Genomic DNA, 23,626 nt, shown 5'->3' with positions numbered 1-23,626 from the left:
TCTACCAGAGCTTCTTTCTCGTCTTCACCGCCCGTTCATCGGGCGTTTCCGACGTTCCGAAACCCTACCAGGCTTTCCGGCCCGGTTTGTCCGCGGCATTTCGCGAACTGCACCGACCATGGTTCCCGGTCCGGCGCGACCGTAGGGGCGCCGAAGCGCCTGCAGGCCGTGCCGGGGGTTCGTCGTCCGTGGGACCAGCCGCCGAGGTGACCCTCGGTGTCCGTTCCTCCCTGCGGGGCGACGAGGAGATACCTTACGCACGCCGTCCGACCATCGTCAAACCGGCGCCTCGGGCGCTCCTCGCACCCCGTCCCACCTGGGCTTTCGCCCCGCGGCGGCCAGGGTGACCCCCCCGTCGTCGGGCTGGGACCTCGGTCCTGCGCCCGTCGAGCTCATCCATGGTGACCCGACCGCGTCACGGGCGCAACCCGTCGGGGCACGGCCGCCGCGGAACGGCGGAGGGGCGGCCCGCACCCGCGGACCGCCCCTCCCCGGCCGGCGCGCGCCGGTCGGCAGGCCTGTCAGGCCCCGGCCACCCGCGCCACCGCGAGCGTCCGCTTCCCGCGCCGGAGCACGAGGTACTTCCCGTGCAGCAGGTCGCCGGCCTCGACCACCGCGGCCTCGTCGGTGACCTTGCGGTTGTTGACGTTCGCCCCGCCCTCGGCGATCGCCCGCCGGGCGGCGCCCTTGCTCGCGACGAGCCCGGTCGCGGCGAGCACGTCGACCAGCGGGTCGCCGACGGCGACGTCCGCCGCGGGCAGCTCGGCGACCGCGGCCGCCAGGGTCGCGGCGTCCAGCTCGGCCAGGTCGCCGCCGCCGAACAGCGCGCGGCTCGCGGCGATGACCTTCTCGGTCGCGTCGACCCCGTGCACGAGCGAGGTCACGTCGTACGCCAGGGCGCGCTGCGCCTCGCGGGCGGCGGGCCGGGCGGCCACGGCCTCCTCGAGCTCGGCGATCTGCTCCCGGGTCCGGAAGGTGAAGACCTTGAGGTAGCCGATCACCTCGGCGTCGTCCTGGTTGAGCCAGAACTGGTAGAAGGCGTACGGGCTCATCATCTCGGGGTCGAGCCAGATGGCCCCGCCCTCGGACTTGCCGAACTTGGTGCCGTCGGCCTTCGTGATGAGCGGCGTGGTCAGCGCGTGCACGGACGCGTGCTCGGCCTTGCGGATCAGCTCGACGCCGGACAGCAGGTTGCCCCACTGGTCGTTGCCGCCGGTCTGCAGCGTGCACCCGTGCCGGCGGTGCAGCTCCAGGTAGTCCATGCCCTGGAGGATCTGGTAGCTGAACTCGGTGAACGAGATCCCCTCGTCGGACGCGAGCCGCCGGGCGACGGTGTCCTTGGCGAGCATGGTGCCGAGCCGGTAGTGCTTGCCGACCTCGCGCAGGAAGTCGATCGCGGTGAGCTCGCCGGTCCAGTCGAGGTTGTTCACCATTCGCGCGGGGTTGTCCCCGTCGAAGTCGAGGAACCGGCTGATCTGGCTCTGCAGGCGCTGCACCCACTCGGCGACGGTGTCCTTGGTGTTGAGCACCCGCTCCCCCGACATCCGGGGGTCGCCGATGAGGCCGGTGGCCCCGCCGACGAGCGCCAGCGGGTGGTGGCCGGCGAGCTGCAGGTGCCGCATGAGCACCAGCTGCACGAGGTGGCCGTGGTGCAGGCTCGGCGCGGTCGGGTCGAACCCGGCGTAGAAGGTCACCGGGCCGGCGTCGAACGCCTCGCGCAGGGCGTCGAGGTCGGTGGTCTGGGCGACGAGGCCGCGCCAGGCGAGCTCGTCCAGAAGGTGGGTCACGTCGTGCTCCTTGCTTCGCGCGGCCGCGGGGCCGCACCGTCGGCGGAAGAGGTCAGGCCGGCGTCGTCCCGCGTCGCGGGGTTGTCGACGCCGGCCGGCGATACGCCGGCCGGAACGCCGAGACCGTCGGCTCGCCCGAGAGCCAGAACCGCCAGGGGTAGGTCGCCGCGTCGCCGCCGGGTCCCGCCACCCCCACACGCGGCCCGGTGGCGTGCACGCCCACGACCGCGTCCGGGTCCCGGTGCACGACGACCCGCCCGCCGGGCTCGGTCAGGTCGGCGCCGTAGTCGGACAGGTCCAGCCCCAGCGCGACGGCGAGCCGCGCCGGGCCGCGGGCGATCTGCCGGTCGGAGTCGACGACCCCGGACCGCAGCCGCCTGTCCCGGGCGAGCTCCACGCCGTCGACGACTTCGCCCGCGCGCAGCAGCACCGCCGAGGCGGCGCCGGCCGGGCCGGTCACGACGTTGACGCAGTGGTGCAGGCCGAGGTGCCGGTACACGTACAGCCGGCCGGGCTCGCCGAACATGACGGCGTTGCGGGCGGTGCGGCCACGGAAGGCGTGCGAGCCCGGGTCGGCCTCGCCGGCGTAGGCCTCGACCTCGGTGATCCGCAGCGTGATGTCGCCCTCGTCGGACCGCACGGTCACGAACGCTCCGAGCAGGTCGGGGGCGACGGTCAGCACGGGGCGGCCGAACCAGGTCCGCGCGGGGACGACGCCGGGGACGTCGCCGGGCAGCCGCGGCCTGGCGACGTCCGACACCCTCGCACCCGACGGCACTCCCGCACCCGCCGCCGCGGCGCCCGCCCGCACCGCGGGGTCACCGGTGCCGGCGGGCGTCGCGTCGCGCGCGTCGTCCGCCCCGCCGTCCGGGACCGCCTGGCTCACCCGGCCATCCTGCCCCATGCGTCGACCCGCACGTCGGCGCGTCCACGCGTGCCCTCGCGGGAGTAGTGCTCCGCCTCGTCGCGCATCCACCGCCGCCAGTGCGGCAGGGCGTCCGCGCCGTCGCGCTCGAGCCCGCGGGCGAGCCGCGTCGCGTCGTCGGCCTCGACCCACACGAGCGCCGACAGGTCCCGGGCGCCCGCGCGCCGGCCCGAGCCGCAGCCCTCGAGCACGAGGACGTCCGGCACCGGCACGTCCACCCAGCCGTCGAACCGCCCGGCGTGCCAGTCGTACCGCTGGAACCGCCCGGGCCGTCCGCGCCGCAGCGGCTCCAGCACCTGCGCGGACAGGCGCGGCCACAGGTCGCCGTCGAGCCCGGACCAGCCCGCGTAGAGGTCGTCCATGTGCACGACGTGCGCGCGCACGCCGGCCTCGGCGCACCGGCGCGCGACCGACCCGGCGAGCGTGGTCTTGCCGGACCCCGCCGGGCCGTCGACCGCCAGCACCCGGACCGGGCCCAGCCGCCGCGGCGCGGACAGCAGCAGGGGCACGAGCACGCCCGCGGCGTCCTCGTGCCCCTGCTGCTGCCGCGTCAGGTCCACGCGGTGATCGTGCCAGACCTCACGACGCGACGGCGCGCAGCTCGCTCGCCCGGGCCCGCGCTCGGGCCAGCTGCTCCGCCACCCGCACCGGCGCCGTCCCGCCGTGGGCGGACCGCGAGGCGACCGACCCCTCGACGCTCAGGACCGACCGCACCTCCGGCGTGAGCGCCGGGTGGATCGCGGCGAGCTCGTCGTCGGTCAGCTCCCACAGCTCGACCGGCGGCTCGTGCTGCTCGCACGCCCGGACGCACGCGCCCGCGACCTCGTGGGCCACCCGGAACGGCACGCCCTCGCGCACCAGCCACTCGGCGATGTCGGTCGCGAGGGAGAAGCCCTGCGGCGCGAGCGACGCCATCCGCTCGGTGTCGAACCGCAGCGTCGCGACCATGCCCGCGAAGGCCGGCAGCAGGACCGTCAGCGTGTCGACCTGGTCGAACACCGGCTCCTTGTCCTCCTGCAGGTCGCGGTTGTACGCCAGCGGCAGGCCCTTGAGCGTGGTGAGCAGCCCCGTGAGGTCGCCGACCAGCCGCCCGGCCTTGCCGCGCGCGAGCTCGGCGACGTCCGGGTTCTTCTTCTGCGGCATGATGCTCGACCCGGTCGAGTACGCGTCGTCCAGCCGGACGAACCCGAACTCGACCGTCGACCAGAGGATGACCTCCTCGGCCAGCCGGGACAGGTCGACGCCGAGCATCGCGGACACCCAGGCGAACTCGGCCACGACATCGCGGGACGCGGTGCCGTCGATCGAGTTCTCCACCGGGCCGTCGAAGCCGAGGTCGGCCGCGACGGCCGCCGGGTCCAGGCCCAGCGAGGACCCGGCCAGCGCGCCGGAGCCGTACGGGGACACCGCCGCGCGGCGGTCCCAGTCGGCGTACCGCTCGACGTCGCGCAGCAGCGGCCAGGCGTGCGCCAGCAGGTGGTGCGCGAGCAGGACGGGCTGCGCGTGCTGCAGGTGCGTGCGCCCCGGCATGATCGCGTCGCCCGCCGCCTCGGCCTGCGCGACGAGCGCGTCGACGACGTCGAGGGTCAGCCCCACGATGTCGCGGGCCGAGTCCCGCAGGTACATCCGCACCAGCGTGGCGATCTGGTCGTTGCGCGACCGCCCGGCGCGCAGCCGCCCGCCGAGGTCGGCCCCGGCGCGCTCGATCAGCCCGCGCTCCAGGGCGCCGTGCACGTCCTCGTCCGACTCGGCGGCGACGAACGCCCCTGACGCGACGTCGGCGCGCAGCCGCTCGAGCGCGTCGAGCATGCCCGCGAGCGCGTCGTCGTCCAGCAGTCCGGCGGCGTGCAGCACCCGGGCGTGGGCCTGCGAGCCCGCGATGTCCTGCGGCGCCAGCCGCCAGTCGAACTGCGTGGACTTGGAGAGCACAGCCAGCGCGTCCGACGGGCCGCCGGCGAACCGGCCGCCCCACAGCGCGCCGGCCTGCTCAGGCACCGATGCCGCCCTGCGAGCCGAGGTCCTCGGCGTTGCCGAACTTCACGTCGCGCGCGGCGGCGAGCTTGGACGACAGGCCGTAGATCTCGATGAACCCGCGCGCCGCGGACTGGTCGAACGTGTCGCCCGAGTCGTAGGTCGCCAGGTTGAAGTCGTACAGCGACGTCTCGGAGCGCCGGCCGGTGACCGTCGCGCGGCCGCCGTGCAGCACCATGCGCACCTCGCCGGAGACGTACCGCTGGGTGTCGTCGATGAACGTGTCGAGCGACTTCTTCAGCGGGGAGAACCACTGGCCGTCGTAGACCAGCTCGGTCCAGCGCTGCTCGACCTGGCGCTTGAACCGCGCCTGCTCGCGCTCGACGGTGACGTTCTCGAGCTCCTGGTGCGCGGCGATGAGCGCGATCGCGCCCGGCGCCTCGTAGACCTCGCGGGACTTGATGCCCACCAGGCGGTCCTCGACGATGTCGATCCGGCCGACGCCCTGGGCGCCCGCGCGGCGGTTCATCTCCTGGATCGCCTGGAGCGGGGTGACCGGCGCGCCGTCCAGCGCGACCGGGACGCCCTGGTCGAACGTGATGACGACCTCGTCGGCGACGGGCGGGAAGGTCGGGTCGTCCGTGTAGGTGTAGACGTCCTTGGTGGGCTCGTTCCAGATGTCCTCGAGGAAGCCCGTCTCGACGGCGCGGCCCCACACGTTCTGGTCGATCGAGAACGGGTTGTGCTTGGTGGTCGCGATCGGCAGCTTCTTCCGCTCGGCGAACTCGATCGCCTTGTCGCGGGTCAGCGCCAGGTCGCGCACCGGCGCGAGGCACTTGAGGTCCGGCGCCAGTGAGGTGATGCCGACCTCGAACCGCACCTGGTCGTTGCCCTTGCCGGTGCAGCCGTGCGCGACGGTGGTGGCGCCGAACTGACGGGCCGCGCGCACCAGGTGCTTGACGATGACCGGGCGGGACAGCGCGGACACCAGCGGGTACCGGTCGAGGTACATGCCGTTCGCGCGCAGCGCGGGCATGCAGTACTCGGCGGCGAACTCGTCGCGGGCGTCGGCGACGTACGCCTCGACGGCGCCGCAGTCGAGCGCGCGCTGGCGGATGACCTCGAGGTCCTCGCCGCCCTGGCCGACGTCGACCGCCACGGCGATCACCTCGGCGCCGGTCGCCTCGGCGATCCAGCCGATGCCCACGGAGGTGTCCAGGCCGCCCGAGTAGGCGAGGACGACGCGCTCAGTCATGTGTCTTCTCTTTCGGTGTCGTGAGTCGTACGGAGCAGGGGGCGCGAGGGCCGGCGCGGTCAGCCGGTCGTCGCGAGCTCGAGGAACCGGGCGGCGAGCGCGGTGCCCTCGGGGCCGTCGGCGCCCTCGCGGGCGATGACGAGGACGGTGTCGTCCCCCGCGATGGTGCCGAGCACGCCCGGCAGCACCGAGTGGTCGATCGCGGAGGCGAGGAACTGGGCGGCCCCGGGCGGGGTCCGCAGGACGACGAGGCTGCCGGACGCCTCGGCGGTGACGAGCAGCTCGGAGCACAGCCGGGCGAGCCGGGCGGCGAGCGCCTCGGCGTCGACCACGGGGGCCGGCGTCCGGTCGCCGCCCTCCCCCGGCGCCGCGTACGCGAGCGACCCGGCGGGCGTGCGGATCTTCACCGCGCGCAGCTCGACGAGGTCCCGGGACAGCGTGGCCTGGGTGACGGTGACGCCCTGGTGCGCGAGCAGGTCGGCGAGCTCGGACTGCGAGTGCACCGACTGCCGGGCGAGCAGGTCGCGGATCAGCGCGTGCCGGGCCGCCTTGGTCGACGGCACACGGCCGGTCGTGGCGGCGGGCTCGTCGGCCCGGGCGGACGCCGTCATGCCGCACGCTCCAGCAGCCAGGCCAGCAGCGCCTTCTGCGCGTGCAGCCGGTTCTCCGCCTCGTCCCAGACCACCGACTGCGGGCCGTCGAGCACCTCGGCGGTGATCTCCTTGCCGCGGTAGGCGGGCAGGCAGTGCAGGACCAGCGCGTCGGGGGCCGCGAGGGCGAGCGCCGCGGCGTCCAGCCGGTAGGGCACGAACGGCTGCTCGCGCTCGGCGGCCTCGGCCTCCTGGCCCATCGAGACCCAGGTGTCGGTGGCGACGGCGTCCGCGCCGGCGACGGCCCTCGCGAGGTCGTCGGTCACCTCGACGGACCCGCCGGTACGTGCGGCGATCGCGGCCGCGGCCTCGACCACGTCCGCCGCCGGCAGGTACGCCGCCGGCGTCGCGATCCGCACGTGCATCCCCGCGGTCGCCCCGCCGAGCAGGTACGACTGCGCCATGTTGTTCGACCCGTCGCCGGTGTAGGCGAGCGTCCGCCCGTGCAGCGCCGCGACGCCGCCCCGGTGCTGCGCGATCGTCAGCAGGTCGGCGAGGATCTGGCACGGGTGGAAGTCGTCGGTCAGCGCGTTGACCACCGGCACGCCGGCGTAGGCCGCCATCTCGTCGATCCGCGCCTGCGCGTGGGTGCGCCAGACGACCGCCGCCACCTGGGGCCCGAGGACCCGCGCGGTGTCGGCGATCGACTCCCGCTCCCCGATCCGGGCCAGGTTGCCGTCGACCAGCAGCGGGTAGCCGCCGAGCTCGGCGACCCCGGTCGTGAACGACACCTGGGTCCGCAGCGTCGGCTTGTCGAAGATGATCGCGACCGCGCGCGGGCCGTCGAGCGGGCGCCGGGCGAACCGGTCCGCCCGCAGCGCGAGCCCGAGCTCGAGGACCTCGGCCTGCTCGGCGGGCGACAGGTCGTCGTCGCGCAAGAAGTGCCTCACGCCGTCACCCCCAGGTCGTGCGGGAGCGCCGCGAGGAAGTCGGTGAACGTCGCGGCCTGCTCGCGGGTGAGCACGAACGGCGGCGCGAGCCGGATGGTCGACGGCGTGCAGGGGTTGACGACGAAGCCCTCGCCCAGCGCCCGGGAGGCGACCTCGGCCGCCACCGGGGCCGTGAGCTGGACCGCGATCAGCAGGCCCTCTCCGCGCACCTCGGCGACCAGCGGGTGGCCCAGCGCGGCGATCGCGCCCCGCCACCAGGCGCCCAGGTCGGTCACGTGCGCCAGCAGGCCGTCGCGCTCGATGACGCCGATGGTCGCCAGCGCCGCGGCCGAGGCGACCGGGTTGCCGCCGAACGTCGTGCCGTGCTGGCCGCGGCCGAGCAGCGTCGCCGCCCGCTCGCCGTACGCGAGGACGGCGCCGACCGGGAAGCCGCCGCCCAGGCCCTTGGCCAGGGTGACGACGTCCGGGCGGATGCCGCCGCCCAGGTGCGGGTGCTGGTGCGCGAGCCAGGCGCCCGTGCGGCCCATCCCGGTCTGCACCTCGTCGAGGATCAGCAGCGCGCCGTGCGCCTCGGTCAGCTCGCGCGCCCGGACCAGGTAGCCGGGCGGCAGCGGCAGCACGCCGGCCTCGCCCTGGATCGGCTCGAGGAACACCGCGGCGACCGTGTCGCCGCGGCCGTCGGCGAACGCCGCCTCCAGCGCGGCCGTGTCGCCGAACGGCAGGAACTCGACCCCGCCGGGCAGCGGCTCGAACGGCTCGCGGTACGCGGCCTTGGAGGTCAGGGCGAGCGCGCCCATCGACCGGCCGTGGAACGCGCCCTCGAGCGCCAGGACCCGCGTCCGGCGTGCGCCGCCCGGCCCCTCGCTGTTGCGGCGGGCCATCTTGAACGCCGCCTCGTTGGCCTCGGTGCCGGAGTTCGTGAGGAACACCCGGGAGCCCTCCGGGGCGTCGGCGACGGCGAGCAGCCGCTCGGCCAGCGCGATCTGCGTCGGGCTCGCGAAGAAGTTCGAGATGTGGCCGAGCGTGCCGAGCTGCGCGGAGATCGCCGCGGTCAGCGTCGGGTGCGCGTGGCCGAGGGAGTTGACCGCGATGCCGCCGAGCAGGTCGAGGTAGCGGAACCCGTCGGCGTCCCACACGTACGGGCCCTCGCCGCGGACCAGTACGCGCTGCGGCGCGCCGAACGTGTCCATGAGCGCGTGGCCGTAGCGCTCGGTCCAGTGCGCGACGGAGTCGGCCCCGGCCAGCGCGGCCGGGTCCTGCGGCTCCAGGTGCTGCTCGGTCACTCAGCTCACCTCGGGGACGTGGGGGACGTGCGGGGTCGCCGCGACCACCTGCGGGATCGGGGCGGTGAACGGCGAGGGCGTCGGCTCGTCGTCGGGCAGCACCATCGTGCCGATGCCGTCGGACGTGAAGACCTCGACCAGGACGGAGTGCGCCTGGCGGCCGTCGATGACGTGCGCGCGCCCGACGCCGCCCTGCACCGCCCGCCAGCAGGCCTCCATCTTGGGGCGCATGCCGGCGTCCAGGGTCGGCAGCAGCTCCGACAGCGCGGCGGCGCGGATGCGGCGGACCAGCGAGCCCCTGTCCGGCCACGCCGCGTACAGGCCCTCGACGTCGGTGAGCACGATGAGCTTGCGCGCGCCGAGCGCCACCGCGAGCGCCGCCGCCGCGGTGTCGGCGTTGACGTTGAGCACCTGCGTGGGGTCCTCGACGTCGGGCGCGACGGTCGACACCACGGGGATCCGGCCGGCGTCGAGCAGGTCGTGCACCGCCGCGGGGTTCACCTCGACGACGTCGCCGACCAGGCCGATGTCGACCTGCTCGCCGTCGACCGTCGCGGTGCGCCGCCGGGCGCGCAGCAGGCCGCCGTCCTCGCCGGACAGGCCGACCGCGTAGGGGCCGTGCGCGTTGAGCAGGCCGACGAGCTCGCGGGACACCTGGCCGGTGAGCACCATGCGGACGACGTCCATCGCCTCCGGGGTGGTGACCCGCAGGCCGCCGCGGAACTCCGACTCGATGCCGAGCCTGTCGAGCATCGCGTTGATCTGCGGGCCGCCGCCGTGCACGACGACCGGGCGCAGGCCGACCTGGCGGAGGAACACCATGTCCTCGGCGAATGCCCGCTTGAGGTCGTCGTCCACCATGGCGTTGCCGCCGTACTTGACGACGACGAGCGCGCCGGCGAACCGCTGCAGCCAGGGCAGCGCCTGGATCAGCACCTCGGCCTTCTGGTCGGGGCGCAGGTCGGTCCGCGTGTCGAACGCGTCGTGGTGCGGGGGCGGGGCGTCGAGGCTCATGTGGAGTACGCGCTGTTCTCGTGGACGTAGTCGTGCGTGAGGTCATTGGTCCAGACGGTCGCCGTGGCGTCGCCGGCGTGCAGGTCGACGTCGACCCGCACCTCGCGGGCGGCGGCCAGGTCGACCAGGTCGCGCGGCTCGCCGACCCCGCCGGCGCGGCACACCTGCACGCCGTTGATCGACACGTCGAGGGCGGCCGCGTCGTAGGGGGCGACGTCCTCCGGCACCGTGCCGACGGCGGCCAGCACGCGGCCCCAGTTCGGGTCGTTGCCGAACACGGCGGCCTTGAACAGGTTCGACCGGGTGACCGCGCGGGCGACGGCGACGGCCGCCTCCTCGGTCGTCGCGCCGGTGACGGTGACCGCGATGTCGTGCGAGGCGCCCTCGGCGTCCCCCACCAGCTGCCGGGCCAGGTCGGCGGAGGCGGCGGCCACGGCGGCGGCGAACGCCTCGGGGTCGGGCGTCACGCCGCTGGCGCCGGAGGCGAGCAGCAGCACGGTGTCGTTCGTCGACATGCAGCCGTCGGAGTCGACCCGGTCGAACGTGGTCCGGGTGGCGCCGCGCAGCGCCGCGTCGGCCTGCTCGGCGGTGACGACCGCGTCGGTGGTGAGCACGACGAGCATGGTGGCCAGGCCCGGGGCGAGCATGCCCGCCCCCTTGGCCATGCCGCCGACCGTCCAGCCGTCGCCGGCCACCGCGGCCGTCTTGCTCACGGTGTCGGTGGTCATGATGGCGGTGGCGGCGTCGGGGCCGCCGTCGGCGCCGAGGCCCGCGGCGGCCGCGTCGACGCCCGCGAGCAGCCGGTCCATCGGGAGTCGCTCACCGATCAGGCCGGTCGAGCAGACCAGGACGTCGCCGGCCGAGGTGCCGAGCACCTCCGCGACGTGCTCGGCGGTGCGGTGCGTGTCGAGGAACCCCTCGGGGCCGGTGCACGCGTTGGCGCCGCCCGAGTTCAGGACGACCGCGGTGGCGACCCCGTCGGACACGGCCTGGCGGGACCAGACGACCGGCGCGGCGACGACGCGGTTCGTGGTGAACACGCCCGCCGCGACCTGGAGCGGGCCGTCGTTCACGACCAGGGCGACGTCCGGCTTGCCGGACGGCTTGAGGCCGGCGGTGACCCCGGCCGCGCGGAACCCGGCCGGGGCGGTCACGCCCGCGGTCTCGATGGCGGCGGTCACGGGGCGACTCCCTCGGTGGTGAGGCCGGTGCGCTCGGGCAGGCCGAGCGCGAGGTTCAGCGACTGCACCGCGGCGCCCGCGGTGCCCTTGACCAGGTTGTCCAGGGCGCACAGCGCGACCATCCGGCCGGCGGCCTCGTCGACCGCGACCTGCACGAGCGCGGTGTTCGCGCCGGCGGTGACGCCGGTGCTCGGCCACTCGCCCTCGGGCAGCAGCTCGACGAACGGCTCGGCGGCGTACGCCGTCTGCCAGGCCGCGCGGACCGACGCGGCGTCGGCGCCGGGGGCCAGCGGGGCGGTCACCGTCGCGAGGATGCCGCGGGCCATCGGCACGAGCACGGGCGTGAACGACAGCCCGACCGACGCCGCGCCGGCGACGCCGAGGTTCTGCTGGATCTCCGGGATGTGCCGGTGCGTGCCGCCGACGGCGTACGGCTGCGCGGAGCCCAGCGCCTCGGACGCGAGCAGGTGGGTCTTGAGCGACTTCCCCGCGCCCGAGTACCCGACGGCCAGCACCGCGACCACGTCGGCCGGGTCGACGACGCCCGCGGCGACGCCCGGCTGGAGCGCCAGGGTCACGGCGGTGACGTTGCAGCCGGGGACGGCGATGCGGCGGGCCGTCGCCAGGGCGTCCCGCTGCCCGGCCGCGGTGCGCTCCCCCGCGTGCAGCAGCTCCGGCATGCCGTAGGGCCAGGTGCCCGCGTGCTCGGTGCCGTAGAACCGGCGCCAGGCCTCGGGGTCGGTCAGCCGGTGGTCCGCGCCGAGGTCCACCACGAGCGCGCCGTCGCCGCGGTCCGCGAGCGCCGCGGCGATCTCGCCGGACGCGCCGTGCGGCAGCGCCAGCACGACCACGTCGTGGCCGGCGAGCTCGTCGACCGAGGTCGGGGTCAGCACGCGGTCCGCGAGCGCGCGCAGGTGCGGCTGGTGCGCGCCGAGCCGGGTGCCCGCGTTGGAGTGGGCGGTGAGCGCGCCGATCTCGGCCTCGGGGTGGCCGAGCAGGAGCCGCAGGGTCTCGCCGCCGGCGTACCCGGAAGCGCCCGCGACGGCGACGGAGAAGGACATGTGCATGACCATACACCCGAGTGCACAGTGATTCATCGGCGGTGCGCCGGCGCGGCGCCCCGTCGGCCGTGGCCGGTGTCGGACCCTGACACGGCCGGAATGCCCCGCGGCGGCGGGCCGTTGCTGCTGGTATGCACGCGATCCTCGCCACCGAGCCGGGTGGACCCGACGTCCTGGTGCCCGACGAGATCCCCGACCCGCTCCCCGGGCCGCGCGACCTGCTGGTGCGGCTGAGCGCCGCGGGCGTGAACTTCATCGACACGTACCGCCGCACCGGGGCTTACCCGATGCCGTTCCCGCACGTGCCCGGCACCGAGGGCTCGGGCGTCGTCGAGGCCGTGGGCCGCGAGGTCCGCGAGTTCGCGGTCGGCGACCTGGTCGCGTGGGCGTCGGCGCCGTCGTCCTACGCGGAGCTGGTCGTCGTGCCCGAGGCCGTCGCGCTGCGCGTGCCGGACGGCGTGCCGGACGAGGTGGCCGCGGCGCTGCCCCTGCAGGGCCTCACCGCCCACTACCTCGTGACGTCGACCTTCCCCGTCCTCGAGGGCCAGGACGTGCTGGTGCACGCGGGCGCCGGCGGCGTCGGCCTGCTGCTGACCCAGCTCGCCGCCGCCCGCGGCGCGCGCGTCATCACGACCGTCGGCACGGTGGAGAAGGAGGCGCTGTCCCGCGCCGCCGGCGCCGCCGACGTCATCCGGTACACCGAGCTCGACGACCTGGCGACCGAGCTGCCCGCGCTGGTGCGGGACCTCACCCGCGGGCGCGGCGTGCACACGGTGTTCGACGGTGTCGGCGCCTCGACGTTCGACGCGTCGCTCGCCTCGCTGCGGCCCCGCGGCGGGCTCGCGCTGTTCGGCGCGGCGTCCGGCCCGGTGCCGCCGTTCGACCCGCAGCGGCTCAACGCCGCCGGGTCCCTGTTCCTCACCCGGCCCACCCTGGGCCACTACACCGCCACCCGGGACGAGCTGACCCGGCGGGCCGACGAGCTGTTCGCGGCCGTCGCCGCCGGCACCCTCGACGTCCGGGTCGGCGCGACCCACCCCCTGCCCGAGGCCGCCGAGGCGCACCGCGCGCTCGAGGGCCGGGCGACCACCGGAAAGGTGCTGCTCACCGCATGAACGACCTCCACGTCGAGATCTGGTCCGACATCGCGTGCCCCTGGTGCTACATCGGCAAGCGCCGGTTCGCCGCGGCGCTCGAGACGTTCGAGCACCGGGACCGCGTCCGCGTCACGTGGCGCTCGTTCGAGCTGCAGCCCGACGCCGAGCCGTCGACCGCGCACCCCGGGCTGACCGAGGCGCAGATGCTGTCGGAGCGCAAGGGCCTGCCGGTCGACCAGGTGCGGCAGATGTTCGACCAGGTCACGCAGGTCGCCGCGTCGGTCGGCCTGGCGTACGACTTCGACACCGTCGTGCCGGCCAACACGTTCGACGCGCACCGGCTCGTGCACGTCGCGGCCTCGCTGGGCGGGGACGGTGCCGCGGCCGACGTGGTCGAGCGGCTGATGAGCGCGCACTTCGAGCACGGCCGGGTCGTGGACGACGCCGACGTGCTGGTCGAGATCGCGGTCGAGGCCGGGCTGGACGCCGAGGCCGTGCGCGCCGCGCTGGCGTCCGACGCCGGGGCCGGCGCCGTGCGCGCCGACGAGGCCGAGGCCGCCGCGCTCGGCATCCAGGGCGTGCCGTTCTTCGTCGCGGACCGCCGGCTCGGGCTGTCGGGCGCGCAGCCGGTCGAGGTGTTCACGCAGCTGCTCGAGCAGGCGTGGCGGGACGCGAACCCGCCGCTCGCGATCCCGACGATCGCCGGGGCGGCCGGCGCGGAGGCGTGCGGCCCGGACGGCTGCTGACGGCGACACGCGGGGCGGGTCGTGGGCGGGCCGGGTGTCCGGAACGTCCACGACCCGCGCGGGCCGCGGTGCCTACGGTCGGGGCATGACACCGCAGCTGGACATGATCGGGCTGGTCGCGAGCGACCTGCCGCGCACCCTCGCCTTCTACCGCGCCCTCGGCCTGGACGTGCCGCCCGACGCGGACGCCGCGCCGCACGTCGAGGTGACGCTGCCGGGCGGCCTGCGCCTCGCCTGGGACACCGCGGACGTGGTCCGGTCGTTCGACCCGCGCTGGGCGCCGCCGGCCGGCGGCCACCGCGCCGCGCTCGCCTTCCGGTGCGGGGACGCCGCCGAGGTCGACGCCACGTACGCGCGGATGGTCGAGGCCGGGTTCACCGGGCACGTCGCGCCGTGGGACGCCGCGTGGGGCCAGCGGTACGCGGTCCTGCACGACCCGGACGGCACGGCCGTCGACCTGTTCGCCGACGCCGCCTGACCTCAGCGCGCCGCGCGCTCGGCCGCGAGCGCCCCGGGCGACCGGCCCGCCAGGGCGCGCACCTCGCGGGAGAGGTGCGGCTGGTCGGCGTAGCCCGCGCGGTGCGCGGCCTCCGCGAGCGGGAGCCCGGCGTCGAGCAGGGGCAGCACGCGCTGCAGCCGCAGCACGCGCGCCAGCGTGCACGGGCCGTACCCGAACGCGGCCCGCGCGCGCCGGTGCAGGGTGCGGGTCGTGACGCCGAGCCGGTCGGCCACCTCCTCCGCCCCGAGACCGGCCGCGACCAGGCGCGCGACGACCGCCGCGTCCCGGCCCGGCCCACCGCGGTCGGCGAGCGACGCCGCCACGCGGCGCTCCAGCGCCGCGACCCCGCCGTCGGCGGCGGCGTCCACCCAGGGCCGGGCCGCACGCGTGCCCCAGAGGTCCGCGAGCTCCGGCCGCTGGTCGCGCAGCACGTCCGCGGGCACGCCGAGCACCACCGGCGCGGCCCCCGGCGGGAACCGCAGGCCGCTGACGGGGTCGCCCGCCGCGACCGGCGCCGACGTGTGCGCGCGGGTGTCCGGGCCCGCCACCAGGAGCCGCCCGCCGGACCACACCAGGTCCATGCACCCGTCCGGGAGCACGCTGCCCCCGGGGGTGGCGGCGGCGACCGACCACAGCGCGGCGCCCGGGAGCCGGGTCGAGGGGCGTTCGGCGTACACGCCCGCAGCATGGCACCCGCCCACGACACGGGCCCCCGCCCGCCGGATCGCTCCGGCGGGCGGGGGCCCGTGTCGTCGTGCGGCGGCTCGGGTCAGCGCTTGACGGTGACCGTCACCGGCGCGCTGGTGCTGCCCGCGACCACGTCCGGCTTCGACGGCACGAACACCGCCGTGTACTCGTGCGCGCCCACCGAGGCGGTGCGCGGCACGGAGCCGAGCGCGAGGCCGAGGACCACCGGCGAGCGGCCGATGACCTTGTCGCCCTCGCGGAACTCGACGGTGCCGGACGGGAACCACGTGCCCTCGACCCGGACCTGCGAGACCAGCAGCGTCGGCAGCCAGGTCCCGAAGGACTGGGTGCTGCGGCTGGCCGCGAGCGACACCGAGGACTCGCGCAGCTCCGGCTCGGGCTCCTCGGCCGCGGCCACCGTGACCGGCAGCGTGACCGTGGTGCCACTCGGCGCGGCGACCAGCGTGAGCACGTGCTCGCCCGCCGCGGTGCCGGCCGGGACCGTCACCGCGACCTGCGCCGCGCCGGCCGTGACCGCCGCCGTACCGATCGAGGTGCCGTCCAGCCGGACGTCGAGCGTGGTGTTCTCCGGCGCGCCGAGGCTGGTGAGGTTGAGCCCCGTCACCGGGAACGCCAGCTCGGTGCCCGCGGTGACCTCCTCGGGCAGCGCCGGGACGCCGACCGCCCGCTCGTCGAACTCGGGCGCCAGGCCCGGGTTCGCCTCGAGGTAGGCGATCCACGCGTCGCGGTCCACCAGGCCGGAGTCCGTGGTGCCCTCGCCCTCGGCGAAGACCCGGAAGTTGTCCCCGCCCTGGGCCAGGAAGGAGAACGTGCCGATCCGGTAGTCCGCGGCCGGGTCGATCGGCTCGCCGTCGACCGTCACCGAGGTGATCCGCTCGCCCAGGGGCAGCGACTCGTCGTAGGTGTAGCTGACGTTGTCCGACAGGCCGAGCTGCAGGTACGGGCGGCTCGGGATCGTGCCGTCCGTGTTGGTCTGCCACTGCTGCTCGAGCATCGTGACGACCTGGTCGCCGGTCAGCGTGGTCGTCCAGAGGTTGTTCACGAACGGCAGGACCGCGTTGGCCTCGGCGTAGGTGATGGTGCCGTCGGGCGCGTACAGCAGCTCCGCCCGCAGGCCGCCGGGGTTGACGACGCCGATCTGCGCGCCGCCCCGCTCCTCGGAGGACAGCGTCTCCAGCAGCGAGTCGGCGACGAGGTTGCCCAGCGTCGACTCCTTGGACCGGTCGTCGCGGGTGCCACCCGTGTAGACGCCGTTCGTGTACGCGCCGCCCGCGAAGGCGGTGGTGATGTCCGCGGTCACCGAGCCCTTGGGCTGGTTGCCGACCACGGCCGCCTCGGCCAGCGCGGCGTCGACGATCGTCTTGACCTCGGCGACGCGCGGGTACTGCGCCACCAGGGCCGCGTCGAGCTGGGCCTGTGTCTGGCCCGCCGCCGGGGCGACGCGCTTGACGTTCTCGCCCGCGAGCGCCGAGACCTCGTCGGTCGCGGGGTCGTAGGTCAGCGTGACCCTGCCGATGTTCTCGCCGTACGAGCCGGTCTGGACGATCGGGCGGGTCCACTCGCCGGAGGTGTCCGGCTCGGCCGGGCCGTACCAGGCGTACTGCTTGTGGGTGTGGCCCGTGAAGATCACGTCCACGGCGCCCGAGGTGAGCGCGGCGATGTCCGAGAAGGCGCCGCCCGCGGCGATCTCCTCCTCGAGCGTCGCGCCGTCCGGCGTGCCCGCGCCCGCGCCCTCGTGGTACTCGGCCACGACCACGTCGGCCTCGCCGTTGGCGTCGTCGCCGTCGGTCAGCTGCGCCGCGACGCGGTTGACCGCCTCGACCGGGTCGCCGAACTCCAGGCCCTCGATGCCGCCTGGGCTGACCAGCGTCGGGGTCTCCTGCGTGACGGCGCCGACCACGGCGACCGTCACCCCGTCCACGTCGAGCAGCGCGTACTCGTCGAGCGCCGGGGTCTGCGTGCCCTCCTGGTAGACGTTCGCGCCCAGGTACGGCCACTCGGCGTTCTCGCCGCCGGCGATCACGCGGTCGACCAGGTCGGCGTAGCCGAGGTCGAACTCGTGGTTGCCGACCGCCGAGGCGGCCAGGTCGAGCGCGTTCAGCACGTCGATCGTCGGCTGGTCCTGCGCGACCGCGGAGGCGAACAGCGACGCCCCGATGTTGTCGCCGGCCGACAGGAAGATCGCCTCGCCGCCCGCGGCCTCGGCAGCCGCGCGCTGCTGCTCGACGGTCCCGGCGAACGCGACGGTGTTGGCGTCGATCCGGCCGTGGAAGTCGTTGATGTTGAGCAGCGTCAGGTCGACGGGGCCGTCCGGGGTGGTGCCCGTGTCGCCGGCGGTCAGGCCGACCAGGACCGGGTCGTGGTCCGAGGAGCGGTAGGCGTCCGCCGCGTAGAACAGCGTGCCGTGCGCGTTGTACCGGCTGTACTCCAGCGCCACCGACTCGCCCGCGTTGATGTTCCAGACGTCGGCGCCGGTCGCCCGGCCCAGGGCCGCGTCGTTCAGCAGCACGTGGTCCAGCGAGCCGGACAGGCCCTGGTAGGAGTACGAGTACTCCCCCGCGTCGAGCGCCGTCGTGGCGTCGGTGTAGCCCGCCGCGTACAGCACCTGCAGCGGGTCCTCCTGGGTGTAGGCGTTGAAGTCGCCGAGCAGCGCGACCGCCTCGGCGTCGCCCTGCACCGTCGGCACCCAGTCGCGCAGCGCCTCGGCCTGGCGGACCCGGGACTCGTTGGACGCGCCCTGGCCGTCGCCGGCGTCGGCGTCGCCCGGCCACGGGCCCGCGGAGCCCTTCGACTTGAGGTGGTTGACGACGACGAACAGCTGCTCGCCGCCCTCGGTCGGGACGAACGCCTGGCCGATCGGCTCGCGGGCGTTGCCGAAAGCCTGGTCGTCGCCGGACTGCGTGCCGAGCGCGCGGGCGTCGCCCACGGTCTCGACCGCGGCCGGGCGGTAGATCAGCGCGTTGGTGATCGTGTCCTGCTCGGACGCGTCCGGCAGCTCCTTCGACGACGGCACGAACGCCCAGGTGCCCTCGCCGGCGGCCGCGTTGAGCGCCGCGGTCAGCGTGGACAGCGCCTCGTCGGCCACGCCGTCGACGGCCGCGGAGTTCTCGATCTCCATGAGGCCGACGACATCCGCGTCCAGCGCGTTGATCGCCGCGACGATCTTGTCCTGCTGGCGCTGCAGGTCGGCAGGGTTCCACGCCCCGCGCTGCGCGCAGCCCTCGCGCACGGTCACCGGGGTGCCCGTGCGGTCGGTGTAGGGCACGCAGGACGCGGTGTCGGCGCCGAGGGTGGTGAAGTAGTTGAGCACGTTGAACGACGCGACCGTCACGTCCGCCTCGCCCAGGCCCTCGGGCGCCACCGTGCGGTCGTTCTCGAACGTGGCCGGGTAGCCGCCCGGGTTCGCCGCGTCGAGCGGCAGCGTCGGGCTGAGCTTCCACGCGTTGTTGCGGTAGTCAACGACCACCGGGGCGGTGAACGTGGCCGCCGCGCCGACCCGCACCGGGTTCTCGACCGACACGTACGGCGGGGTCAGGCCGGAGTTGGCGGCCGACAGGTAGTTGGTGCTCGCGCCGTCGTCCAGCACGACCGCGCGGGCCGCGTTGTCCGCGACCGCCGCGTCGTACCCGGGGGTGCCCGGACGCGCGACCTCGGTCGGCTGGATCAGCGGGGTCGTGCCGCTCGCGAGGCCGACCTCGCCGTACTGGTTGGTCGAGTAGGTGTTGCTCACCGTCAGGTCGCCCGACGGCAGGTACAGCATCGACTCCAGGGTCTCGCGCGCGGCGTCGTCGGCCGGCCAGGCGGCGGTGACCGGCTGGACCGGGGCCGGGGCGTCGCCCAGCTGGACCAGGCCGGCGGCGCTGCCGACCGTGATCTCCGTCAGGCCCTGGTACTCCGAGACGGCGCCGGTGACCTGGACGTGGTCGCCGATCGCGACCGAGCCCGCCGTGGCGCCCGAGAACACGAAGACCGCGTCCGAGGCGGTGCGGGCCGAGACGTCGGTGTCCCCGCCCGTGCCCGGCGTCTGGATGACGTAGCCGCGGTAGCCGCCGGTCGCGTAGACCGCGGTCACGACGCCGGACGTCGTGACCGTCCGGCCCGCGAGCGGCGACGCGTCGCCCGGGCCCTGGACCTCCGCGATGGTGTGGGTGTCCTCCGCCGCAGCCGCGGGGACCGCGGTCAGGGGTACCCCGACCATCGCCCCCACGGCGGCGAGGCTCGCCGCCCACCTGGTGCGTGTGCGTACAGCGCTCACCTGATCTTCTCCGATCCCCCGGGGGCGGGTTCCGCCCTCGTCAGCAGGCCGCATCACAGTCGTCACACAGCCGTCTGACAACGTATGGGCGGTATGTCCGGATACACAAGCACGAGCGGGGGACACGCAGGTTGCGATCGGGTGAACGCCGGGGTCGGCGCGCTGCTCCGGACGGGTCGCGGGACGCCGAGGTCGACTGCGGAGACGCGCGAGGTCGTCAGAAGCGCGCGAGGTCGTCACTCGTTCCTGACGACCTCGCGCGCATGTGACGACCTCGGCCGGCGGAGGTCGCCGGTCGCGCGCCGGGGCGGGGCGCGGAACCGGCGAGCTCGCGCGGAACCGGCGGGTTCGCGCCGGGACGGCGACGGCCCCGGTCCGCGCGCACCCCCGAGGGGCTGCGCGCGGCCGGGGCCGTCGCTGGGGGTGCTACGCGCGGAGGGTCGCGCCGAAGCGGCGCTCGGCCTCCGCGACGACCGCGGCGCGCACGGCCGCGGTCTCGTCCGCCGTGAGCGTGCGGTCGGCGGCGCGCAGGCGCAGCGCGAACGCGAGCGACCGCCGGCCCTCCCCGACCTGCTCGCCGGTGTACACGTCGAACAGCCGCGCGCTCTCCAGCACGTCGCCCGCCGCGCTGGCCGCGGCGCCGCTCCGGACGGCGTCGAGCACGTCGGCCACCGGCACGTCGGCCGGGACCACGAGCGCCACGTCCTCCTTGGCGACCGGGAACGTCGACACCTCGGTGGCGACGACCTCGGTCCGCGGGGCGGCGGCGAGCAGCACGTCGAGGTCGACCTCGAACGCGCTCGCCCGGGCCGGCAGCCCGAGCGCCGCGACGACGGACGGGTGCAGCTCGCCGGCGTGGCCGACCAGGGTGCCGTCCGCGGTGATGAAGCGTGCGCAGCGCCCGGGGTGCCACGGCGCGCGCTCCGCGTCCGCCGCGACCGCGAGCTCGACGCCCAGCGTCTCGGCGAGCAGCCGCACGGCGTCGATCGCGTCGGTGTGGTCCGCCGGGCGGCCCTCGCCCCACCAGCCCGCGGGCTCCCGCAGGCCGGTCAGGACGCCGGCGACGCGCCGCGGCTGGGCCGGGACCGCGGCGCGGACGGCGTCCAGCACGTCGTCGGACGGCCGCTGGGCGATCGGCGGCACCGGGGCCGGCGCGGCGCCCGGGCGGGGCAGCGTGACCGCCCCGACCTCGTACACCGCGAGGTCGGTGGTGCCGCGCGCGACGTTCCGGCGCGCGGTGTCGAGCAGCGTCACCAGGAGCGACGCCCGCATGGACGGCCGCTCCTCGGACAGCGGGTTCGCCAGCCGGACCATCGTCCGCCGCTCGTCGTCCGCGGGCAGCGCGAGCGCGTCGAGCTGCGCCGCCCCGACGAACGGGTAGGACAGCGTCTCGACCCAGCCCGCGTCCGCCAGCGCCTGCGCCACCCGGCGGCGGCGCCGCTGCGCGACGGTCAGGCCGAGGCCCACCGGCGACCGCGGGACGACCGACGGGATGGCGTCGTACCCGTGCAGGCGCGCCACCTCCTCGACCAGGTCGACCGGCTCGGTGAGGTCGGGGCGCCAGGTCGGCACGGACACGGAGACGACCGCGTCCGCCCCGGCCCCGGCGACCTCGCCGACGGTGCAGCCGATCTCGCGCAGGTAGCGCGAGACGGCGGCGACGTCCAGGTCCAGGCCGATGAGCCGCGCCGGGAGGTCGACCGGCAGGGTGAGCACCGGCGGCGGGGTGGTGCGGTCGACGTCGGTCAGCACCGGGTCGGCCGTGCCGCCCCCGTGCTCGACCAGCAGCTCGACGACGCGGGCCGCGGCCACGCGGGGCAGCTGCGGGTCGACGCCGCGCTCGAACCGCTTGCTCGCCTCGCTCGGCAGCTTGTGCCGCCGGGCGGTGCGCGCGATCGACACCGGGTCGAAGTGCGCGGCCTCGATCAGCAGGTCGGTGGTCGACTCCGAGACCTCGGTCTCGGCGCCGCCCATGACGCCCGCCAGGCCGAGCACGCGCCCGGCGTCCGGTCCGTCGGTGATGAGCAGGTCCTCGGGGTCGAGGGCCCGGTCCACACCGTCGAGCGTGGTGAGCCGCTCCCCTGCCCGCGCGCGGCGGACGACGATCGGGCCGTCGAGCGTCGCCAGGTCGTAGGCGTGCAGCGGCTGCCCGAGGTCGAGCATCACGTAGTTCGTGACGTCGACGGCGAGCGAGATCGGCCGCATGCCGGCCTGGGTCAGGCGCTGCTGCATCCAGGTCGGCGACGGCTTGCTCGCCGCGACGCCCCGGACGACCCGCGCGACGAACCGGTCCGCGCCGGCGACGCCGTGGATCGGCGCCTCGTCGCGGAGCTCGACGCCGAAGCCGCCCGTGGTGGCCAGGTCCTCGTCGGCGCCCGCGCGCGGCAGCCCGTGGTCGGTGAACACCGCTCCGGTCGAGTGCGCGTACTCACGGGCGACGCCGCGCATCGCGAAGCAGTACCCGCGGTCCGGCGTCACGTTGATCTCCAGGACCTCCTCGCCGAGCCCCAGCAGGGCGCGGGCGTCGGCCCCGGGCGCGGCGTCGATCCCCATCTCCGCCAGCACGATGATGCCGTCGTGGTCGTCGCCGAGGCCGAGCTCGCGCGACGAGCAGATCATGCCGTCCGAGACGTGGCCGTAGGTCTTGCGGCTGGCGATCTCGAACGGGCCGGGCAGCACGGTGCCGGGCAGCGCGACGACGACGTGGTCGCCCACGTCGAAGTTGTGCGCGCCGCACACGATGCCGCGCGGCGTACGCGAGCCGTCCTCGGCCGTGCCGTTGTGCTCGCCCACGTCGACCTGGCACCAGTTGATCGTCTTGCCGTTCTTCTGCGGCTCGGGCACGCGCTCGACGACGCGGCCGACCACGAGCGGGCCGGACACGGCGGCCGGGTGCACGGCCTCCTCCTCGAGCCCGACCCGGACCAGGTCCGCCGCCAGCTGCTCGGCCGACAGGCCCTCGGGGAGCTCGACGTGCTCGGCGAGCCACGTCAGGGGGATGCGAGGCATCAGATCACCGCCCGGAACTGGGTGGAGAAGCGCACGTCGCCCTCCACCATGTCGTGCATGTCCGCGATCTCGTGGCGGAGCATGAGCGTGCGCTCGATGCCCATCCCGAACGCGAAGCCGGAGTACACCTCGGGGTCGACGCCCGCCGCGCGCAGCACGTTGGGGTTGACCATCCCGCAGCCGCCCCACTCGATCCAGCCGGGCCCGCCCTTCTTCTGCGGGAACCACAGGTCCATCTCGGCGCTGGGCTCGGTGAACGGGAAGAACGAGGGCCGCAGGCGCGTGCGCGCGTCCGGGCCGAACATCGCCTTCGCGAAGTGGTCGAGCGTGCCCTTGAGGTGCGCCATCGTGAGGCCCTTGTCCACCGCGATGCCCTCGACCTGGTGGAACACCGGGGTGTGCGTCGCGTCGAGTTCGTCGGTGCGGAACACCCGGCCCGGGCACGCGACGTACAGCGGCACGCCGCGCTCCAGCAGGCTGCGGGCCTGCACCGGCGACGTGTGCGTGCGCAGCACGAGGTGCGGGTCCGGCTCGCCCTCGGGCGCCGCCACGTAGAACGTGTCCTGCATCTGGCGCGCCGGGTGGTCCGGGCCGAAGTTCAGGGCGTCGAAGTTGAACCACTCCGCCTCGACCTCGGGGCCCTCCGCGATCTCCCAGCCCATCGCGACGAACACGTCGGCGATGCGCTCCTGGAGCAGCTCCAACGGGTGCCGGGCGCCTCGGGACTCGCGGTCGGACGGCAGCGTGACGTCGACGGCCTCCTCGACGAGGACGCGGGCGTCGCGCTCGGCGGCGAGGACCTCGTCGCGCGCCGCGATGGCCGCGTTCAGCCGGCCGCGGGCCTGGCCGAGCGCCTTGCCGGCGACCGCCTTGTCGGCCGGGGCCAGGCCGCCGATCGCGCGGTTCGCCAGCGCGAGCGGGCTGCGCTCGCCGGTGTGCGCGAGACGGGCGGCCTTGAGGGCGTCGAGGTCACCGGCCGCCGCGACGGCCGCGAGGGCGTCGTCCAGGGCGCGGCCGACGGCGTCGGCGTCGAGCGGGTTCAGGGGTGTGTCGGGCGTGGTCATCCGGACCTTCTTGTGGAGGTGGGCGGCGGGCCGGGCCGGGTCGGGCGCGCGGGGCGCGCGCGACGGGCCGACCGACGGGCGAGTCTAGTGGCGCCCGCTCCCGGGGCCCCGGGACCGTCCGCGCACGCCGTGGCGCCGGACGGGACCTGGTGCGCGCCTCTCAGCGCCGCGGCCCGGGAACGGGCCCGGGAAATCGACGGCCGAGGGGGCGGGCGGAGGTCATGCCGGTCA

General features: G+C 75.5%; 18 protein-coding genes. 3 read left to right on the top strand and 15 right to left on the bottom strand.

Annotation, left to right across the window (positions count from 1 at the left end; genetic code table 11):
• Positions 1 to 521: 521 nt before the first annotated feature.
• The 11 genes from tyrS to argC form a co-directional block, all read right to left on the bottom strand.
• Complete coding sequence (gene tyrS / locus Cpa01nite_RS17210) at positions 522 to 1,787, bottom strand: tyrosine--tRNA ligase (RefSeq protein WP_203670085.1); 1,266 nt, start codon at positions 1,785 to 1,787, stop codon at positions 522 to 524.
• Between the two features lie 52 nt (positions 1,788 to 1,839).
• Complete coding sequence (locus tag Cpa01nite_RS17205; protein ID WP_373307467.1) at positions 1,840 to 2,547, bottom strand: DNA-3-methyladenine glycosylase; 708 nt, start codon at positions 2,545 to 2,547, stop codon at positions 1,840 to 1,842.
• Positions 2,548 to 2,669: 122 nt separating this feature from the next.
• Entirely contained in the window at positions 2,670 to 3,272 is a 603-nt protein-coding gene (locus tag Cpa01nite_RS17200) for a nucleoside/nucleotide kinase family protein (RefSeq protein WP_239068883.1), read from the bottom strand.
• A gap of 19 nt (positions 3,273 to 3,291) precedes the next feature.
• On the bottom strand, positions 3,292 to 4,707 hold the full coding sequence (argH, locus tag Cpa01nite_RS17195; protein WP_203670083.1) for an argininosuccinate lyase: 1,416 nt from the start codon (positions 4,705 to 4,707) through the stop codon (positions 3,292 to 3,294).
• Positions 4,700 to 5,938 carry an argininosuccinate synthase gene (locus tag Cpa01nite_RS17190; protein ID WP_203670082.1) on the bottom strand — a complete coding sequence of 413 codons (1,239 nt, stop codon included), beginning with the start codon at positions 5,936 to 5,938 and terminating at the stop codon, positions 4,700 to 4,702. Before Cpa01nite_RS17190 ends, argH begins: the two co-directional genes overlap by 8 nt.
• A 59-nt stretch (positions 5,939 to 5,997) precedes the next feature.
• Entirely contained in the window at positions 5,998 to 6,549 is a 552-nt protein-coding gene (locus tag Cpa01nite_RS17185; RefSeq protein ID WP_203670081.1) for an arginine repressor, read from the bottom strand.
• A complete protein-coding gene (argF, locus tag Cpa01nite_RS17180) occupies positions 6,546 to 7,478 on the bottom strand; it encodes an ornithine carbamoyltransferase (protein WP_203670080.1) in 933 nt (310 codons plus the stop codon). Before argF ends, Cpa01nite_RS17185 begins: the two co-directional genes overlap by 4 nt.
• Entirely contained in the window at positions 7,475 to 8,761 is a 1,287-nt protein-coding gene (locus Cpa01nite_RS17175; RefSeq protein WP_239068882.1) for an acetylornithine transaminase, read from the bottom strand. The genes argF and Cpa01nite_RS17175 overlap by 4 nt, the downstream gene beginning before the upstream one ends.
• Positions 8,762 to 9,775, bottom strand: coding sequence for an acetylglutamate kinase (gene argB / locus Cpa01nite_RS17170; protein ID WP_203670079.1), 1,014 nt, complete (start codon positions 9,773 to 9,775; stop codon positions 8,762 to 8,764).
• The gene (gene argJ, locus Cpa01nite_RS17165) at positions 9,772 to 10,956 is read right to left on the bottom strand and encodes a bifunctional glutamate N-acetyltransferase/amino-acid acetyltransferase ArgJ (protein WP_239068881.1); all 1,185 of its coding nucleotides are present in this window, start codon (positions 10,954 to 10,956) and stop codon (positions 9,772 to 9,774) included. Before argJ ends, argB begins: the two co-directional genes overlap by 4 nt.
• A complete protein-coding gene (argC, locus tag Cpa01nite_RS17160; protein ID WP_239068885.1) occupies positions 10,953 to 12,023 on the bottom strand; it encodes an N-acetyl-gamma-glutamyl-phosphate reductase in 1,071 nt (356 codons plus the stop codon). Before argC ends, argJ begins: the two co-directional genes overlap by 4 nt.
• A gap of 125 nt (positions 12,024 to 12,148) precedes the next feature.
• Here argC and Cpa01nite_RS17155 point away from each other — a divergent pair, with 125 nt between their 5' ends.
• From Cpa01nite_RS17155 to Cpa01nite_RS17145, 3 genes are all read left to right on the top strand, one after another.
• Positions 12,149 to 13,132, top strand: coding sequence for a quinone oxidoreductase family protein (locus Cpa01nite_RS17155; RefSeq protein ID WP_203670077.1), 984 nt, complete (start codon positions 12,149 to 12,151; stop codon positions 13,130 to 13,132).
• Positions 13,129 to 13,860 carry a DsbA family oxidoreductase gene (locus tag Cpa01nite_RS17150; protein WP_203670076.1) on the top strand — a complete coding sequence of 244 codons (732 nt, stop codon included), beginning with the start codon at positions 13,129 to 13,131 and terminating at the stop codon, positions 13,858 to 13,860. The genes Cpa01nite_RS17155 and Cpa01nite_RS17150 overlap by 4 nt, the downstream gene beginning before the upstream one ends.
• 85 nt (positions 13,861 to 13,945) lie before the next feature.
• Complete coding sequence (locus tag Cpa01nite_RS17145) at positions 13,946 to 14,338, top strand: VOC family protein (protein WP_203670075.1); 393 nt, start codon at positions 13,946 to 13,948, stop codon at positions 14,336 to 14,338.
• A gap of 2 nt (positions 14,339 to 14,340) precedes the next feature.
• Here Cpa01nite_RS17145 and Cpa01nite_RS17140 read toward each other — a convergent pair whose 3' ends face one another.
• The 4 genes from Cpa01nite_RS17140 to pheS form a co-directional block, all read right to left on the bottom strand.
• On the bottom strand, positions 14,341 to 15,036 hold the full coding sequence (locus Cpa01nite_RS17140; protein ID WP_203670074.1) for a helix-turn-helix transcriptional regulator: 696 nt from the start codon (positions 15,034 to 15,036) through the stop codon (positions 14,341 to 14,343).
• Between the two features lie 92 nt (positions 15,037 to 15,128).
• Positions 15,129 to 19,376 carry an ExeM/NucH family extracellular endonuclease gene (locus Cpa01nite_RS17135; RefSeq protein WP_203670091.1) on the bottom strand — a complete coding sequence of 1,416 codons (4,248 nt, stop codon included), beginning with the start codon at positions 19,374 to 19,376 and terminating at the stop codon, positions 15,129 to 15,131.
• A gap of 372 nt (positions 19,377 to 19,748) precedes the next feature.
• Positions 19,749 to 22,331: a phenylalanine--tRNA ligase subunit beta gene (gene pheT / locus Cpa01nite_RS17130; RefSeq protein ID WP_203670073.1), complete on the bottom strand. Its 2,583-nt coding sequence runs from the start codon at positions 22,329 to 22,331 to the stop codon at positions 19,749 to 19,751.
• On the bottom strand, positions 22,331 to 23,395 hold the full coding sequence (gene pheS / locus Cpa01nite_RS17125; RefSeq protein ID WP_203670072.1) for a phenylalanine--tRNA ligase subunit alpha: 1,065 nt from the start codon (positions 23,393 to 23,395) through the stop codon (positions 22,331 to 22,333). The genes pheT and pheS overlap by 1 nt, the downstream gene beginning before the upstream one ends.
• Between the last annotated feature and the right edge of the window lie 231 nt (positions 23,396 to 23,626).

The sequence above is a fragment of the Cellulomonas pakistanensis genome (assembly GCF_016862755.1).
Taxonomy (GTDB): domain Bacteria; phylum Actinomycetota; class Actinomycetes; order Actinomycetales; family Cellulomonadaceae; genus Cellulomonas; species Cellulomonas pakistanensis.
The sequence above is the reverse complement of the archived record's forward strand: the minus strand, read 5'-3'. Positions and strand labels throughout refer to the sequence as shown.